The 14,502-nt window shown below is 64.2% G+C and carries 15 protein-coding genes and 1 pseudogene; 8 read left to right on the top strand and 8 right to left on the bottom strand.

Features of this window, described 5'->3' with window-relative positions:
• Window positions 1-52: 52 nt before the first annotated feature.
• Window positions 53-523, top strand: a complete 471-nt coding sequence (locus tag BPODLACK_RS08655; RefSeq protein WP_006438780.1) for a hypothetical protein — start codon at window positions 53-55, stop codon at window positions 521-523.
• Here BPODLACK_RS08655 and BPODLACK_RS08650 read toward each other — a convergent pair.
• The 6 genes and pseudogenes from BPODLACK_RS08650 to BPODLACK_RS08625 all read right to left on the bottom strand — a co-directional run bounded on the left by BPODLACK_RS08650 (window position 468) and on the right by BPODLACK_RS08625 (window position 7,453).
• A complete protein-coding gene (locus BPODLACK_RS08650; protein ID WP_006438779.1) occupies window positions 468-947 on the bottom strand; it encodes a hypothetical protein in 480 nt (159 codons plus the stop codon). The genes BPODLACK_RS08655 and BPODLACK_RS08650 overlap by 56 nt on opposite strands.
• A 445-nt stretch (window positions 948-1,392) precedes the next feature.
• Window positions 1,393-3,025: pseudogene (locus tag BPODLACK_RS08645) on the bottom strand (long-chain fatty acid--CoA ligase).
• Window positions 3,026-3,059: 34 nt separating this feature from the next.
• Window positions 3,060-3,464: an SCP2 sterol-binding domain-containing protein gene (locus BPODLACK_RS08640; RefSeq protein WP_006438776.1), complete on the bottom strand. Its 405-nt coding sequence runs from the start codon at window positions 3,462-3,464 to the stop codon at window positions 3,060-3,062.
• A gap of 48 nt (window positions 3,465-3,512) precedes the next feature.
• The gene (locus tag BPODLACK_RS08635) at window positions 3,513-5,012 is read right to left on the bottom strand and encodes an aldehyde dehydrogenase family protein (RefSeq protein ID WP_096273206.1); all 1,500 of its coding nucleotides are present in this window, start codon (window positions 5,010-5,012) and stop codon (window positions 3,513-3,515) included.
• A 286-nt stretch (window positions 5,013-5,298) separates the two neighbouring features.
• Window positions 5,299-6,405: an NDMA-dependent alcohol dehydrogenase gene (locus BPODLACK_RS08630; protein WP_006438774.1), complete on the bottom strand. Its 1,107-nt coding sequence runs from the start codon at window positions 6,403-6,405 to the stop codon at window positions 5,299-5,301.
• 349 nt (window positions 6,406-6,754) lie between these two features.
• Window positions 6,755-7,453 (bottom strand): response regulator, encoded by a 699-nt coding sequence (locus tag BPODLACK_RS08625; protein ID WP_096273204.1) that lies wholly within the window; start codon window positions 7,451-7,453, stop codon window positions 6,755-6,757.
• Window positions 7,454-7,488: 35 nt separating this feature from the next.
• Between BPODLACK_RS08625 and BPODLACK_RS08620 the strand changes: the two genes are divergently transcribed.
• The 5 genes from BPODLACK_RS08620 to BPODLACK_RS08600 all read left to right on the top strand — a co-directional run bounded on the left by BPODLACK_RS08620 (window position 7,489) and on the right by BPODLACK_RS08600 (window position 11,948).
• A complete protein-coding gene (locus tag BPODLACK_RS08620) occupies window positions 7,489-8,820 on the top strand; it encodes a sensor histidine kinase (protein ID WP_006438772.1) in 1,332 nt (443 codons plus the stop codon).
• A gap of 474 nt (window positions 8,821-9,294) precedes the next feature.
• Window positions 9,295-10,557, top strand: coding sequence for a cytochrome P450 (locus BPODLACK_RS08615; protein WP_006438771.1), 1,263 nt, complete (start codon window positions 9,295-9,297; stop codon window positions 10,555-10,557).
• Window positions 10,558-10,710: 153 nt separating this feature from the next.
• On the top strand, window positions 10,711-11,091 hold the full coding sequence (locus BPODLACK_RS08610) for an oxidoreductase C-terminal domain-containing protein (protein WP_024498990.1): 381 nt from the start codon (window positions 10,711-10,713) through the stop codon (window positions 11,089-11,091).
• A gap of 21 nt (window positions 11,092-11,112) precedes the next feature.
• The gene (locus tag BPODLACK_RS08605) at window positions 11,113-11,433 is read left to right on the top strand and encodes a 2Fe-2S iron-sulfur cluster-binding protein (RefSeq protein ID WP_006438769.1); all 321 of its coding nucleotides are present in this window, start codon (window positions 11,113-11,115) and stop codon (window positions 11,431-11,433) included.
• Window positions 11,434-11,573: 140 nt separating this feature from the next.
• Window positions 11,574-11,948, top strand: a complete 375-nt coding sequence (locus BPODLACK_RS08600) for a Fic family protein (RefSeq protein WP_006438768.1) — start codon at window positions 11,574-11,576, stop codon at window positions 11,946-11,948.
• 33 nt (window positions 11,949-11,981) lie between these two features.
• On the opposite strand, the gene BPODLACK_RS08595 is transcribed toward BPODLACK_RS08600, so the two are convergent.
• A complete protein-coding gene (locus BPODLACK_RS08595; RefSeq protein ID WP_006438767.1) occupies window positions 11,982-12,467 on the bottom strand; it encodes a hypothetical protein in 486 nt (161 codons plus the stop codon).
• A 35-nt stretch (window positions 12,468-12,502) separates the two neighbouring features.
• A complete protein-coding gene (locus BPODLACK_RS08590; RefSeq protein ID WP_006438766.1) occupies window positions 12,503-12,841 on the bottom strand; it encodes a hypothetical protein in 339 nt (112 codons plus the stop codon).
• Window positions 12,842-13,053: 212 nt separating this feature from the next.
• Between BPODLACK_RS08590 and BPODLACK_RS08585 the strand changes: the two genes are divergently transcribed.
• Both BPODLACK_RS08585 and BPODLACK_RS08580 read left to right on the top strand, forming a co-directional pair.
• Window positions 13,054-13,281 carry a hypothetical protein gene (locus BPODLACK_RS08585; protein ID WP_006438765.1) on the top strand — a complete coding sequence of 76 codons (228 nt, stop codon included), beginning with the start codon at window positions 13,054-13,056 and terminating at the stop codon, window positions 13,279-13,281.
• A gap of 376 nt (window positions 13,282-13,657) precedes the next feature.
• The coding region (locus BPODLACK_RS08580) for an IS110 family transposase (RefSeq protein ID WP_159405193.1) at window positions 13,658-14,502 on the top strand (845 nt) is incomplete at its 3' end.

Here is a 14,502-nt window from a genome sequence, read left to right as displayed (position 1 = left end):
TTGCTGCTCGCAAGACCATCGACGTCGGGCACCTACAGTAGTGTGGCGACACATGACAATGAAGACGATCACCACTCGGGCTCTGGTCACCGTCGCCGCACTGTCGACACTGCTACTGGCAGTTCCCTTGACGGCATCGGCAGCCCCGGCACCACGACTCGGCGTCCTCGGAGACGACATCTGGGTCATGGGAAACAACGCCTTCTGCCACGGAGCCATCCACGTCGGAATCGACACCAACCCCGCCAAACGAGGCCAGGCCACCATCTCCCTCACCTCACGCGGATTCACCGGCAACCAACCCGCCTGGGGACGCAACCCCTCCTGCAAAATCAACGTCGCGATCGGTTACTGGTCAGGCATCCAGTACCGCGAGAAAATCATACCGATGGACCTCGGCCCGCGACCGCAAGCACCGGTCCGCGTGAACCTTCGCGGAGTCGGAGAGGGCATCAACCTCATGTCCTTCACCACCCACCCCAACCTGAACAAAGGCGTCTCCTACTACGTCCAAATCCCGTAGTTCCCGACACCAAACCCCAGACCTCAACACCCCCGGGCGCCACTGGCATCCGGGGGTGTCGACGTCGCGACGGCCCCTCGTCGTCGAAGCACCCCTGCTTCTGCCCCATGTGCCCGGAGCGCGCCCGGCGGTTCGTCAAGCTCAGCGCCGCCCACCACAGCGCGGCCAGGGTCGCGAGGGCGATCGGGGCGGCGATGAACAGGACCCAGAACCAGCCGACACCTGCTCCGGCGATGACGTACACCGGGTCTGGTGACGCAGGCAGCAGGTAGTCGCGAGCCGGGGACGGCCGGATCAGGAACTGTTGGGCGGCGGGCCAGACCTTCGTGTAGCCCAGGACGCCGGCTACCGCCGCCGCAGTCAGCAGAATCCAGCGCCACCCTTCGGCCGCCTGCTTCTGATCGGCGGCCGACTCACCTGGCACATAGGGGTGGTTGAGTTCGGCGCTGCTGGTGGCGTACGGCCGGCTCGACGGCGCGGGCCCGGCAGAGGTCTTGCCGGGAACAGCCCCCTGCCGGTGGCCATCACGGTCGGTCCTTTCGCTTGGTCGGGGCGGGCGACAGCGGATGCGCGCCGTCGGTCACGGTGAGGCGTGCTCGATCGGGATCACACCGGGGTCTGGCGCCGCGGTGTCAGCAGCCGGCGCCGGTGCCGGGCCGGCGGGATCTCTCCGGCGTCGACGGTCGCATCCACAGCCCCGCCAACGATCAGGCGATGTTGACGGCGCGTCGCTGTCGCTGACGCGGTGATCGCCGTGCGTGGCTGTGTCAGCGGCCTAACGGCGATGGATGCTGCGCAATTGCCAGATCATCGTAGTCATCCTGCAAAGGGGGACGAAAATGGTCGCGCGTCAACGCTGCAGTTAGCAGTCACCGCACCGTGGTGATGCTGAGCTTGCCGTCCGCATGGTAGGCGCGCAGCAGCTTCTTGTCGAACTTCCCTACACTGGTGCGGGGAATCTGCTCGATGAACGTCCACTGTTCGGGAAGCCACCATCGTGGAACCTGTTGGGCCAGCCAGGATTTGATCTCTTGGGGCGCAATGTGGAGTCCATCCTGCAGCACGACCGCAGCGAGGGGGCGTTCCTGCCATTTTGGGTCGGGCACGCCGATTACCGCCGCCTCGAACACGGCTGGGTGCCCGGTCAGGATGTTCTCTAGTTGCACCGATGAAATCCATTCGCCGCCGGATTTGATGACATCCTTGGCACGGTCGGTCAAAGTCAGAAAGCCGTCGGCGTCGATGCGCCCGACATCCCCAGTGCGCAACCAGCCGTCGTGGAAGTTGTCGTCGTCGGCACCCTGGTAGTACGCGCCTGTTACCCAGGGCCCGCGGACTTCCAGTTCCCCCACCGCTTGACCGTCGTGCGGCAGCACTGAACCGTCATCGGCGACGAGACGCATCTGGACTCCGCACACGGGGCGGCCTTGGGTCGTTCGCATCTCCTGTGCCCGCTCGGGCGGTGCCGTTGCCGACGGGCGTGCGATGGCGGCCAGCGGCGAGGTTTCGGTCATTCCCCAGGCCTGCAACACCGTGACGCCCAGGCGCTCCTCGAATGCCTCTATCAAGGCGCGCGGCACCGCGGAGCCGCCACAGACCACCAGCCGCAGCGATGAGAAGTCGCAGGTGCCGACGCGTCCCGTATGGGAGAGGACGTCATTCCAGATTGTCGGTACGGCGCCCGCTATGGTCGGGCGCTGCTCGTGCACCATCCGGCTGATCGCGTCGGCCTGCAGGAATCGGTCGGGCATCAGCAGGTCGGCCCCTGCCATCAGCGCTGCGTAGGGCAGCCCCCATGCGTTGGCGTGGAACATCGGCACGATCGGGAAGACGCGATCGCCCTCGCCGACGCCCAGCCCGTTTGTGGTGCATGCGGCCATCGAATGCAGGTATAAGGATCGGTGGCTGTACACCACCCCTTTGGGGTCGCCGGTGGTGCCGCTGGTGTAACACATTGCCGCTGCGAAGGTTTCTTCGACTGTAGGCCAAGGGAACTCGTCACCCTCAGCGGCGAGCAGCTCGTCGTAATGGGCTACTTCGGGCCCGTTGCCGCGCAGCAGCTCGACAGCATCGCCGCCGCCAGTGACCACCACCGCCCGCACCGAGGGCGCATCCGCCAACAGCGGGGCCAGCAGTGGCGTCAGGGACGCGTCGACGATGATGACCGTGTCTTCGGCGTGGTTGACCACGTAGCGGATTTGATCGGCCGAGAGTCGGATATTGATCGTGTGCAGGACAGCACCCATGGCGGGTACCACGCAATAGGCTTCCAGGTGTTCCTGGTTGTTCCACTGGAACGTGGCGACGCGGTCGTCGCCGGTCACACCGAGACGTCGCAGCGCCCAAGGCCAGTTGGGCCGACCGCTGGCCGATCTGCAGGTAGTTTGCAGCGCGAAGGCCCTGTTCGGTGGCGCTGATCACCTGCTTGGCGCCGTGTACGCCGCTAGCATGCGCCAGGATCGAGGCGACCGACAGCGGAGCGGCCTGCATGGTGGAGTGCATCAGCGATTCCGCCCGCCACAAGCCATGTCGACGTTCACAGTTCGAGGTCGCTGCGGCCGTCGGCGGCCAGCATCGCGGTGTAGGTGGGAAAGAGCAGTTTGGCGGTGGGGACGAGCTTGATGACTTTCTGCACCGGGCCCTTGGCGCGGACCTGTCCCTTGGCCATGGCCAGCGACAGGTTCACTTTGCCCTGCCAGAATCGGTTGCCGGTGTCTGCCGACATGAACAACTCGACATCGGGTGTGATGTCGGTGGCGCCGGCGAGCACTGTCGCGTTGGGAAGGTCCACCGTCACAATCGCCTCGGGATCGGTGTAGTTGATTTGCAGCACAACACCCGAGGCGGACAGCTTGGGCCCGATGTCGGGATCTGCTAGGCCCTTCTCGAACACCCCGCCGATGTATTTGTGCACCTCTGCCTCGTCAGTGAAAACGCCCATGGCGGTGATCCTTTCGTGTCGTTGATCGCCAAAGCTGGAAGATCCGGGCTAGTCCAAGCCGATCCACACGGACTTGGTTTGGGTAAAGCCGAGCAGGGACTCCTCGCCAAGATCGCGCCCGTATCCGGACGCCTTGTAGCCACCGAACGGTGCCGCGGGGTCCAAGACGTTGTACAAGTTGACCCACACAGTGCCAGCCTGAAGCTCCCTGGCCACTCGGTGCGCGCGTTTGAGGTCGTCGGTCCACACCCCCGCTGCCAGTCCGTACGCGCTGGCATTGGCCCGGCGCACCGCCTCGGCTTCGTCGTCGAAGGTCAACACCGACAGCACCGGCCCGAAGATCTCCTCGGTGGCGATCGTCATGGCGTCGTCGACGTCGGTGAAGATGGCCGGCGTCAAGAAGTGGCCGTGACTCAGTGCGCCGCCGGGTCGCTGGCCGCCGCAGAGCAGGGTGGCGCCTTCCTGGGTGCCGGCGCGCAGGAAACCTTCAACGCGGTCGCGCTGGGTGGCTGAGACCAGGGGCCCCATCTCGGTGCTGTCATCGAGGCCGTGACCGAGCTCGATCGCCCGGGTCGCGGTCTCCAGCTCGGCGAGCAGTTCGTCACGCACGTCGCGGTGAACGAACAGGCGCGACCCTGCACAACACACCTGCCCTTGGTTGAGGAAGATGGCGGCCAGTGCCCCCTGGGCCGCGGCTTTGAGGTCGGCATCCGGGAAGACAATGTTGGCTGATTTGCCACCCAGTTCCAGGGTGAGTTTCTTGATGCTGGGTGCGCTGGCGGTGATTATCCGGCGACCGGTTTCCGTCGAGCCGGTGAACGACACTTTGGCCACCCGGGGGTCTTCGATGAGGGCCTGGCCGGCGGAAGAACCGAGCCCGGTGACCATGTTGAGCACACCCGGAGGTAGTCCTGCCTCGAGAGCGATCTCGATCAGCCGCAATGCGGTCAGCGAGGTGTGCTCTGACGGCTTGAGCACGACCGTGTTGCCGGCGGCCAGGGCGGGCGCCACCTTCCACGACGCGATCAGCAGCGGAAAGTTCCACGGCACGATCGCGCCGATGACGCCCAGCGGTTCCCGTTGCGTATACACCAGTGCCTCGCCCACCGGTGGTGAGACGGGCAGGGTCTGGCCGCCAAGTTTGGTTGTCCAGCCACCGAAGTAGCGCCAGATTTGACTGACCAATCCGATATCGATGTACAACGATTCCGTCAGCGGTTTGCCGTTGTCGAGCGTCTCGAGAGTGGCGAGTTCCTCGGCATGCGCCTCGATCGCGTCGGCGACGTCGAGCAGTATCCGGCCGCGGGCGGCCGGGCTCAGGCGACGCCAGTGTTCAAATGCCTCGCTCGCCGCGTCGACCGCCCGCGCCACGTCGATCGGACCACCCGCTGCGATGGTGGCCAATACGGCGCCGGTCGCCGGATCGGTGGTCACAGCCTCGGCTCCGTCGGCGGCCCCAAGCTTGTCCGCCCCGATGACGATGCTCGCCGACGCACCACGCAAAAACGTTTGCAGCGTCTCAGGTATGTCGATTGATAGCGTGGTCATCACAATTCCTTTGTTTGCCTGCATGTTTGTTGTAGGTGGGCGCTCTGTGCAGTGTCCGGTGATGACTCACCGGCCTCGGGTCTAACATGGTCACGGCCGGGATTGTCCGACTACGTTCCCCGGAAAAAGACGTCGATACGGCAGGTCTTGGTCACCGACTCTTCGCCAGCGGTGTCCATGTGTTGCGCACGAGTCTCCTGGAGCCGCTACGTTTCCCGGGCTCAGCGCGCGAACCATTCCCGAATCCTCGTCTCGCGAACGGCTAGGTGACCGTCCGAAGGCCCACTCAATAGCGGATGACGCCGCGGATATTTCTGCCCGACCGCATGTCCTCATAACCCTGATTGATGTCCTCCAGGTCGTACTCGGTGGTAATGAGCTCATCGAGCTTCAATTGGCCGAGAGCGTAGAGCTCCAGCAACCGCGGAATATCGTGCTGGCCGTTGGATGAGCCGAATAGCGATCCACGGATCTGCTTTTCATACAAAGTCAGCTCAAGAAGGTTTGTCGTGATAGTGGTTTCCTCCGGGTGTCCGATCGCGGTGACCACGACACGACCCCGCTTACCGATGAGACTCAGTTCTGGGCCCACCTCGGCGCCCTCAGCGACACCGGTGGTGACGATGCAGACATCGGCAAGCCTGCCGCGGGTCAAGTCGCTGATCGCGTTCCACGCCTCATCGATCGATGAGGCGGTATGCGTGGCACCGAACTCATAAGACTTGGCGCGCTTGAACTCAACAGGGTCCACCACCATAATCATGCGGGCACCGGCGATGCGCGCTCCCTGGATCGCGTTCATGCCGATGCCGCCGGCCCCGATGACCACGACGGCGTCTCCCGCCCGCACCTCGCCGGTACGCACTGCACTGCCGAAACCGGTGGTTACCCCGCACCCCACCAATGCAGCGGTATGCAGGGGAATATCGTCATCGATCTTGACCACCGACGCGGCAGGAACGACGGTGTACTCCGAAAACGTTCCGAGCAAACACATTTGACCGACGTCTTCGCCCCGCGCGTGAAAACGGTAGGTTCCGTCGAGTTGCGGTCCCAGCATCACCGCGGCGCCGGAGTCGCAGAGGTTCCCGATGCCGCGGGCACAGTAGGAGCATCGCCCGCAAGCGGGCAAGAACATCATCACGACATGATCGCCCTCGGCGATATCGGCGACATTGGGTCCCACCGCTTCGACAACGCCAGCGCCCTCATGCCCGCCCACCAGAGGGTATGGAAAGGGAAGGTCGCCAGTAACGAGGTGCTCGTCGGAGTGGCATAGACCGCTGGCGGCCAACTTGACGAGCACCTCGCCCTCACCGGGCGGATCCAAGTCGATCTGCTCCACCTGCCACTTCTCGTTCTGGCCCCACAGAACCGCAGCCTTCGTCTTCACTATTGATTCCTCACATGTTGAATGTTGTGTGCCCATCATCACAACGACGTGGCGCACACACCAGGGCCACCCGTGCCATCAGTGGCCCACGAGTGCCACGCAGATCGAGCACGCCTCGCGCAGCCTTGCACGGCGCCGCCGCACGGGCGACGCCAGGGCCAAGCAGGCAGGGAGAGGGTCCCCGCCGCCCGGGGGAGTGCCGCGCGACTGGCAGGCAGGTGTCACAGATACGGAAGACTCTCGCCGATCCCGCTGGCCTTGAGCCGCAGCAATGGCGGCGTCACGCTACTTGGCTTCCAGAGTCAGCTGCATGCGACCAGATTCGCGTCGCTCACTAACGCAACTAAAGTTAGGGCGAACGGGCCAGGCGCCGAGCCTGGACATCGCTGATGTCTAGCAACCCGAACTTGCCCGCCAAGGCAGCAGCGCTGATCCGGTTACTTACGCCAAGCTTATTTAGCAGCGTGGCCACCATGCGCTTGGCGGTTCGTTCCGAGACCAGCAATCGGTCGGCCATCTCCGCGTTCTCCAGCCCTGCCGCCAGCAACGTCCACAACTTCAGGTCCTGATCGGACAAATGCTCTAGCACTTCACTTGGGGGTCGGCGGGTCTGGGTCAGGAGGTCATCGAGGACGGCGCCATCGACAACCCGCATGCCTTCGGCGATCGTCCACAGAGGACCTGCCAGCGCTTCGGGCCGTGCGGTCTTGGGCAGGAAGCCGTCGGCTCCGGCACGCAACGCTTCTTCGGCCAGGTCGAGATCATCGGTGCCCGACAGCGCGAGGATCCGGGTCGTGGGGCTACGGCCCTTGATGTGGCGGATCGCAGCCAGTCCTCCCAGCGGGGGCATGGTCAGATCAACGATCGCGACGTCAGCGGCGCAGTCCGCGACGAGGTTCGCCGCCTCCTCGACATAGCTGGTTTGGCCCCCCACGGTGAAGACGTCCCCCCATTCGCGGGTGAGCAGCAAGGCTAGTCCCTGCGCAAACAGTTCGTGGTCATCGACGATAGCCACGACGATCCCCTTCCGGCCGCCGCTAGGCTTCATTGTTACGATGTTAGCCGCACCCCAGGATAAGGTCGATGAGACTGCATAACCGGGTCACCGCATTTGTCGACGGTGACGAATACGGACTGGCCCGCGTTGTGGTGGCAGTCCGGATGGCGGTAGTGGCGTCAGTCGGGGTGCTGGTGCTTGTGGGACCCGCCTGGGTTCGCCAGCACGTGCCCGCGGCTGTGGGCATTCTGATTGCGGCGACGGTGTACGCAATGGTGCTGTTGGCCAACCCGAAATTCGAGGCGCGCCGCACCCGGTACTCCTGGGCGGTCGCCCTGGCTGACAGTGCCATCACCCTTGCCTGGATCGCCGTCACCGGTGGACCGCATAGCCCGGTGGTGGCGGTACTTCCCCTGGTCGTTATCGCATCGGCGGCCCGGCTGTCATTCATCGAGACTCTGCTGTTATCGACGCTTTTGGGTCTGGCGTACACCGCTGTGATCGTGCCCTCTTCATCGACGCCAGCAACGGCGCTCAGCCCTTGGGCCCAGGCCAGCTGGTGGGCGCTGTATCTGTTGTTCGCGGCGGTTCTCACCGCGGGCCTGTCCACTTTGGCGGAGCGCGAACACCGCTCCAGACTGCGCGCTCTGGTCGAAGCCGAGACCCAGCACGCCGCGGCCGAGGAGGAACGCGATCTGCGCTCACGGCTGCTCACCTCTTACCAGTCCCAACAGGACGGGCTGCAGGTGCTGGTGCACGAGTTCCGCACCCCCATCGCCTCGCTGGAGGCACTGCTCGATGCACTGGCCGGCATCTCACCGATGACGGACGCCGACCGCAGCACCAGCCTGCAGCTGGCCAGCCGGCACACCCGCCATGTCGTCGACATGCTCGACGCACTCTCCGACGTCGCGCTGAGCCGACGCCCCACCTTTTCTGGGGGCAGGGTACGCCAAGTCGACGTCGCGGATATCGTCACCGCAGCAGCCGATGCGGTAGGCCTCACTGCGCCACGCCTACAGCTTGCGATGACCGCCGACCTGAGTGCTGTCGCGATCAACGCCCAGGGATTGCGTCGGGTGCTGACCAACCTGCTCGAAAACGCGGCCCGCCACGGCCGCGGCGCCCCGGTCGACGTCACGTGCAGTCGACACGGCAACGACCTCGTCATCGCCGTCGCCGACCGTGGCCCCGGAATCCCCGACGAGGATCTGGGAGAGCTGACAGCAAAGTACGTCAGTGCCGGCGGTCAGCGCGGCACCGCCGGTCTGGGACTGTGGATTGTGCAGCAGATCACCGACGCAATGGGCGGTCGGGTGAATTTCGCCGCTCGCGCTGGTGGTGGGCTCGTCGCGACCTTCCGTGTTCCGCTCATCACCGCGCCGCAACCAGACCCGCCCCCCGCTCCGCGCTGGTAGTCCGGACAACTTTCCGCGGGCCTCGTCGGCCAGTTGTCGGCGCCGCCAACGGCACGCAGCCCACTGGCCCACGCTGGCGTGATCGATCATGGGAACGAAAGGGGCGGCAGTCACCATCGCAATCTCGATTCGCAACGTCCGGCGCAGCATGACGAATCGGCTCCAGCCCGTCTGCGTGTGCACCGGATTGCCCGGCAGGAACTTCGCCGATCGGCGGTAGCTCGAACGTCCGGTGCGGCTCACGTCCGCATCCGGCCTCTTCCAGACGTGGCCCGCAGGGGTCATGACGTGGCCCGCGGGCCACTTGTCGTCGGCCTCGCCACCTATCACTCTTGATCGTGTTGAGGGTCACATTAGGCCGCGCGGGGTGCACGTCGAGGTGGAACGGCTCGGCGCGCAAAACGGTTGGGGCGAGATATGTTTCCGCTCATGCGCCCATTTTTCTGTAGAGCACCAGGTTGAGAAGGGACCAACATGACCGAAATGACGGTTGCCGCCAGCGACGCGACGAACGCAGCGTACGGGATGGCCTTGGAGGACATCGATGTGAGCAATCCCGTGCTGTTCCGGGACAACACCTGGCATCCCTATTTCAAACGCCTGCGCGAAGAGGATCCGGTTCACTACTGCAAGAGCAGCATGTTCGGCCCCTACTGGTCGGTGACCAAGTACCGCGACATCATGGCAGTCGAGACCAACCCGAAGGTGTTCTCGTCGGAGGCTAAAAGTGGCGGCATCACCATCATGGACGACAACGCCGCAGCATCGCTTCCCATGTTCATCGCCATGGATCCACCGAAACACGATGTCCAGCGAAAGACCGTGAGCCCCATCGTGGCGCCCGAAAACCTTGCCACCATGGAATCGGTGATTCGCCAGCGCACCGCGGACCTCCTCGACGGATTGCCGATCAATGAAGAGTTCGACTGGGTGCATCGGGTGTCGATCGACTTGACCACCAAGATGCTGGCGACGCTGTTCGATTTTCCCTGGGACGACCGCGCCAAGTTGACGCGCTGGTCGGACGTCACCACGGCGTTGCCCGGTGGCGGGATCATCGATTCTGAAGAACAGCGCATGGCCGAGCTGATGGAGTGCGCGACGTATTTCACCGAGCTGTGGAACCAGCGCGTGAATGCCGAACCCAAGAACGATCTCATCTCGATGATGGCCCATTCGGAGTCAACACGACACATGGCGCCCGAGGAATATCTGGGAAACGTCGTGCTGCTGATCGTCGGCGGCAACGACACCACCCGCAACTCGATGACGGGCGGTGTGTTGGCCCTGAACGAATTTCCCGACGAATACCGCAAACTGTCCGCCAACCCGGCGTTGATCAGCTCTATGGTGTCGGAGATCATCCGGTGGCAAACACCTCTTTCGCACATGCGTCGTACCGCACTGGAAGACATCGAGTTCGGCGGCAAGCACATCCGCCAGGGCGACAAAGTCGTGATGTGGTACGTGTCCGGCAACCGGGACCCCGAGGCCATCGACAATCCCGACACATTCATCATCGATCGCGCCAAGCCCCGCCAGCACTTGTCCTTCGGGTTCGGCATCCACCGCTGCGTCGGCAACAGACTCGCCGAACTACAGCTCAACATCCTGTGGGAAGAAATCCTCAAACGGTGGCCGGACCCACTGCAGATCCAAGTTCTTCAAGAACCGACCCGCGTGCTCTCACCGTTCGTCAAGGGCTACGAATCGCTGCCCGTGCGCATCAACGCCTGATGATCCACACCTGCGTGACCGAAGCCGTTGTGGTGGTCGGTGCCGGCCAGGCTGGCGCACAGTTGCCAGACAAGCGCACCTAGCATCTACGCAGCTGGTGACTGCACCCAGTACCCGAGCCCCATATACGGCCGACCAATTCACCTCGAGTCGGTGCACAACGCCATCGAACAGGCCAAAACGGCCGCCGCAGCGATCCTCGGCAGAGACGAGCCGTTCCGTCAAGTCCCCTGGTTCTGGTCAGACCAGTACAACATCAAACTACAGACGGCCGGCGTCAACGAAGGCTACGACGACGTGATCATCCGGGGTGATCCGGCCTCAGCATCGTTTGCAGCCTTCTACCTGCGCGCCGGGAAACTGCTGGCCGTCGATGCAATCAACCGGCCGCGCGAATTCATGGCGTCGAAAACCCTTATCGCCGAACGCGCAGAGGTAGACCCGACGCAACTCGCCGACGAGAGCCTCCCCCTCACAGCCCTTGCGGCGGCGGTCAAAGCCCCCACCCGCGCAACATCCCCAACCTCCCTCTAACCCACTGATAAAGGAATCGAAATGCCGAAGATCACCTACATCGACTACACCGGTACGAGCCGCTGCGTTGACGCCGAAGACGGCATGTCACTGATGGAAATCGCCGTCAATAACAACGTGCCAGGCATCGACGGGGACTGCGGCGGGGAGTGCGCATGCGCGACATGCCATGTGCACGTCGATGCAGACTGGTTGGACAAACTGCCGCCCAGCAGCGACCAAGAGGTGTCAATGCTGGAATTCTGTGATGGCGTAGACCACACATCCCGACTCGGCTGCCAAATCAGAATCTGCCCGACTTTGGATGGCATCCTCGTACGGACACCAGCTGCACAACACTAGCTACCCCGACCCGAGACCGCAGCTACACACGTTATCGAGACAGTCCCTCCCTGATTGGACGGTTCGTTGCCGCTCGACGAGCTTCTCGGCGACTACTTCATCCGTGATCTCCACACGCAGTTATTCGGGCCGATCTGGCAGTGGGGCGGGCGCGTCAGCTCGAACTCAACATCGGGGTCGCTCCCGAACTCATCGCCGTCGAGTTGCGCAACACGCTCGACTCCATTGCCTGGCGGTGGGAGCACACCGACGACTGGACTCCCCGCCAGTTGGGGATCGCGGTCCATGCCGAGACGGTTCGCATACACCCCTTCGTTGACGGAAACGGCCGCACAACAAGGCTTCTCGCTGACCTCGTGTTCGCCGCGGCCCAAGACCCCACCGTGGAGCAGTACGACTGGGATCTGGACAAGCAGCACTACATCGGGCTGCTGCGTGCGTTCGACGTGCATCGGGATGTGACGGACCTCGCGGCGTTCGTCGGGGTTGAGCAGTTCGACACGCAGGAGCCTTGAGGCGATTCGGTCATCGGCCCCGGGTCATCGAATTCAGTTGCGCATGTTGGCGAATGGGCGCATTCCGTGGTGGGCGCGGAACCGGACGATCATGTCTGTTTCGGTCGCGGCCGCCTCGGCGTCGTCGGTGACGCGCCATCCGACGAGGAGGCCGGCGTGGTCGGCCAGCTGCCATATCCGTCGGCCCCCGGAGTGGCCGACCGGTTCACCGGCGCCGAACCGGCGGAATTCGTCGAGCCGTTTACGCAGCCCGCGGCGTCCGGCGCTACCCGCATTGGCCTTACCGATGTAGACGATGCGGGTGCCGGGCACCCACAGCGCCTGCAGATCGGCGACGGGCTCGGTGGGGTCTTTGCCCTTGAAGTGGCCGGCGGGGGAGGCGTCGAGGAATGCGGGGGGATCGTCGGTCGGTCGCACGATGACGTAGACGCCGGGCTCGGTGGGGACGTCGGCGGTGGGCAGCGTGGCGAACGGCACCCACCCGGTGAAGGCGTCCAGATCGATCGGTTCAGTGGTCACGGCAGCTCCTGGTGCATTCGTCGAGCAGTTCGGTGTCAGCGGCGCCGGCGGCGTTCGGTATCGAGGTCGACGAGGCCCGGGCGGCCGACGTCGGCGATACCTTCTCGGCCCGCGGCCGCGACGATGCTGGCGCCCTGGTGCTCGGCGACTGCCGCGGCGATCCGGTCGGGGGTGGTGATGATCGCGTCGTCGGTCAGGTAGACCTTGGCAGCTTGGCGGCCGATGCGCATGAGGCGAGCTACGTGGTCCACGTCGTCGGAGATGTCCTGGCGGGCGACGTCCTCGCTGACGGTCAGTCCGTGTCGGTCAGCGAGCAGTTTGACGAGCAGGGCCGCGCGGTCGTCAAGCCACGGTGAGCGACGGGCCTTGCTCATCTCGGCACTGGGCGTCGACGTTGGGCTGCCATGCCGGAACCGTACCGGCCAGCCGCCGCCCGTCACTGCCGTTCGGAGTGAGCAGTGTGAGGGCCACGGCGCACTAAAATCGCGGGGTCGAGGGGCGCTGCAATGCGGGTCGCACTGTCACACCCGGGGGGCATCATCGCCCCGGAACAGTTGACCTGATCGGGCGCAGTGGAGGGGATCGCATGGCCGAAGACGCCGAAGAGTTGCAGCGACTGCTCAAGCAGGTCCGCGCCACGATCAAGGAACGCACCGATCTCGAACAGCGGTTCGCCAACCCGCAAGCGCTGCGGTCGGCGACGGAGCATTTCTCGAATCTAGATCTGCAGGCATGTTCTTGTGAATATCAACCAGATTCTTCAAACGTTCGTGCGGTGTCTTTTTGGCGTTCCGGGTCGCAACAATCGCGGTAACTCCGGCAATGATGAGAGGCATTAGCACAAACCTAAGCCAATCTCCCCAGGTGAAAAGCCATGTGAAGAGCATGGCGGACAAAAACTGCAACTACTAGAGCTGCCGCGACACCAAGCCCTACCGAACCCGCGTCGCTCCCGCACAATCACCTTTACGTTGGAGTACGTCCGGGGCGGTCGCCTCGGACGCTCGTCCGCGGTTCGGGGCGTGGCTCGACAATTACCTGTTGCCCTTGGTGGCTCGGCGGGGAAGGCCACCCTGGGCCGTGACGGGTTGTTTCGGCCGCTGATTGAGATGTGTTCGCGAGCGTGTCGCTGTGTAAAGGTGTGCCGGCGAAACCACCCTGACGAGCCAGACGCATACGGAAGGGGCAGTATGGACGAAACCGTCTGGGTAGGAATCGATGTCGGTCGACATGAGCACCACGCCGCCGCGGTCGACGAGGTGGGAACGGTGCTGTGGTCCCGGCGGCTTCCCAACGATCAGCCGGCGATCGAAGCGCTCGTAGACCGGGTCGCTGACATGAAATTGGTGGTGTGGGCGATCGACATGACTGCACCGGAGTCCGCGCTGCTGCGGGGTGTGCTGGCCGCACGGCGCCAGCACATCCGCTATGTGCCCGGCCGGGTCGTGCACAGCATGACCGGCGCCTTCGCCGGCGAAGGTAAGACCGATGCCCGCGACGCGGTCGTGATCGCCCAGACAGTCCGCCTACGTGGCGATCTCGCGACGATTACCGTGCCCGACGACGTCGCGATCGAACTCGATCTGCTGACCGGACATCGCAACGAGCTCGTCGCTGAACGTACCCGAGGCATCAACCGCCTGCGCGGTCTACTGACCCGCATCTTCCCTGCACTAGAACGGTGTTTCGACTACTCGACACTGACCGGTCTGGCGTTCCTCACCCGCTTCGCCACACCGGCGGCGATCGCTGTGGCCTCCGACGAGGAGATTTACGATCACCTCCGCGGTCACGGCGTCCGCCGCCCGACGATCCCGAAGATGATCACCAAGGCGCGTGTCGCGGTGGCCGCGCAGACCGTCACCCTGCCTGGCGAGGCGACCACGGCACTGCTGCTGCAGCAGGCAGCGGCCTCCCTGATGGCGCTCACTCGTCAGATTGCCGAGCTGGACAAACAGATCACCGAGGTGTTCCGCCGCCACCGTCACGCACGGATTCTCGAATCCGTGCCAGGCATCGGCACCCGAAGCGGCGC

It is taken from the genome of Gordonia sp. YY1, from assembly GCF_009872315.1.
GTDB classification, from domain to species: Bacteria; Actinomycetota; Actinomycetes; order Mycobacteriales; family Mycobacteriaceae; genus Gordonia; species Gordonia amicalis.
Note: the sequence above shows the minus strand (reverse complement) of the source record. Positions and strands in the feature narration are given on the sequence as shown.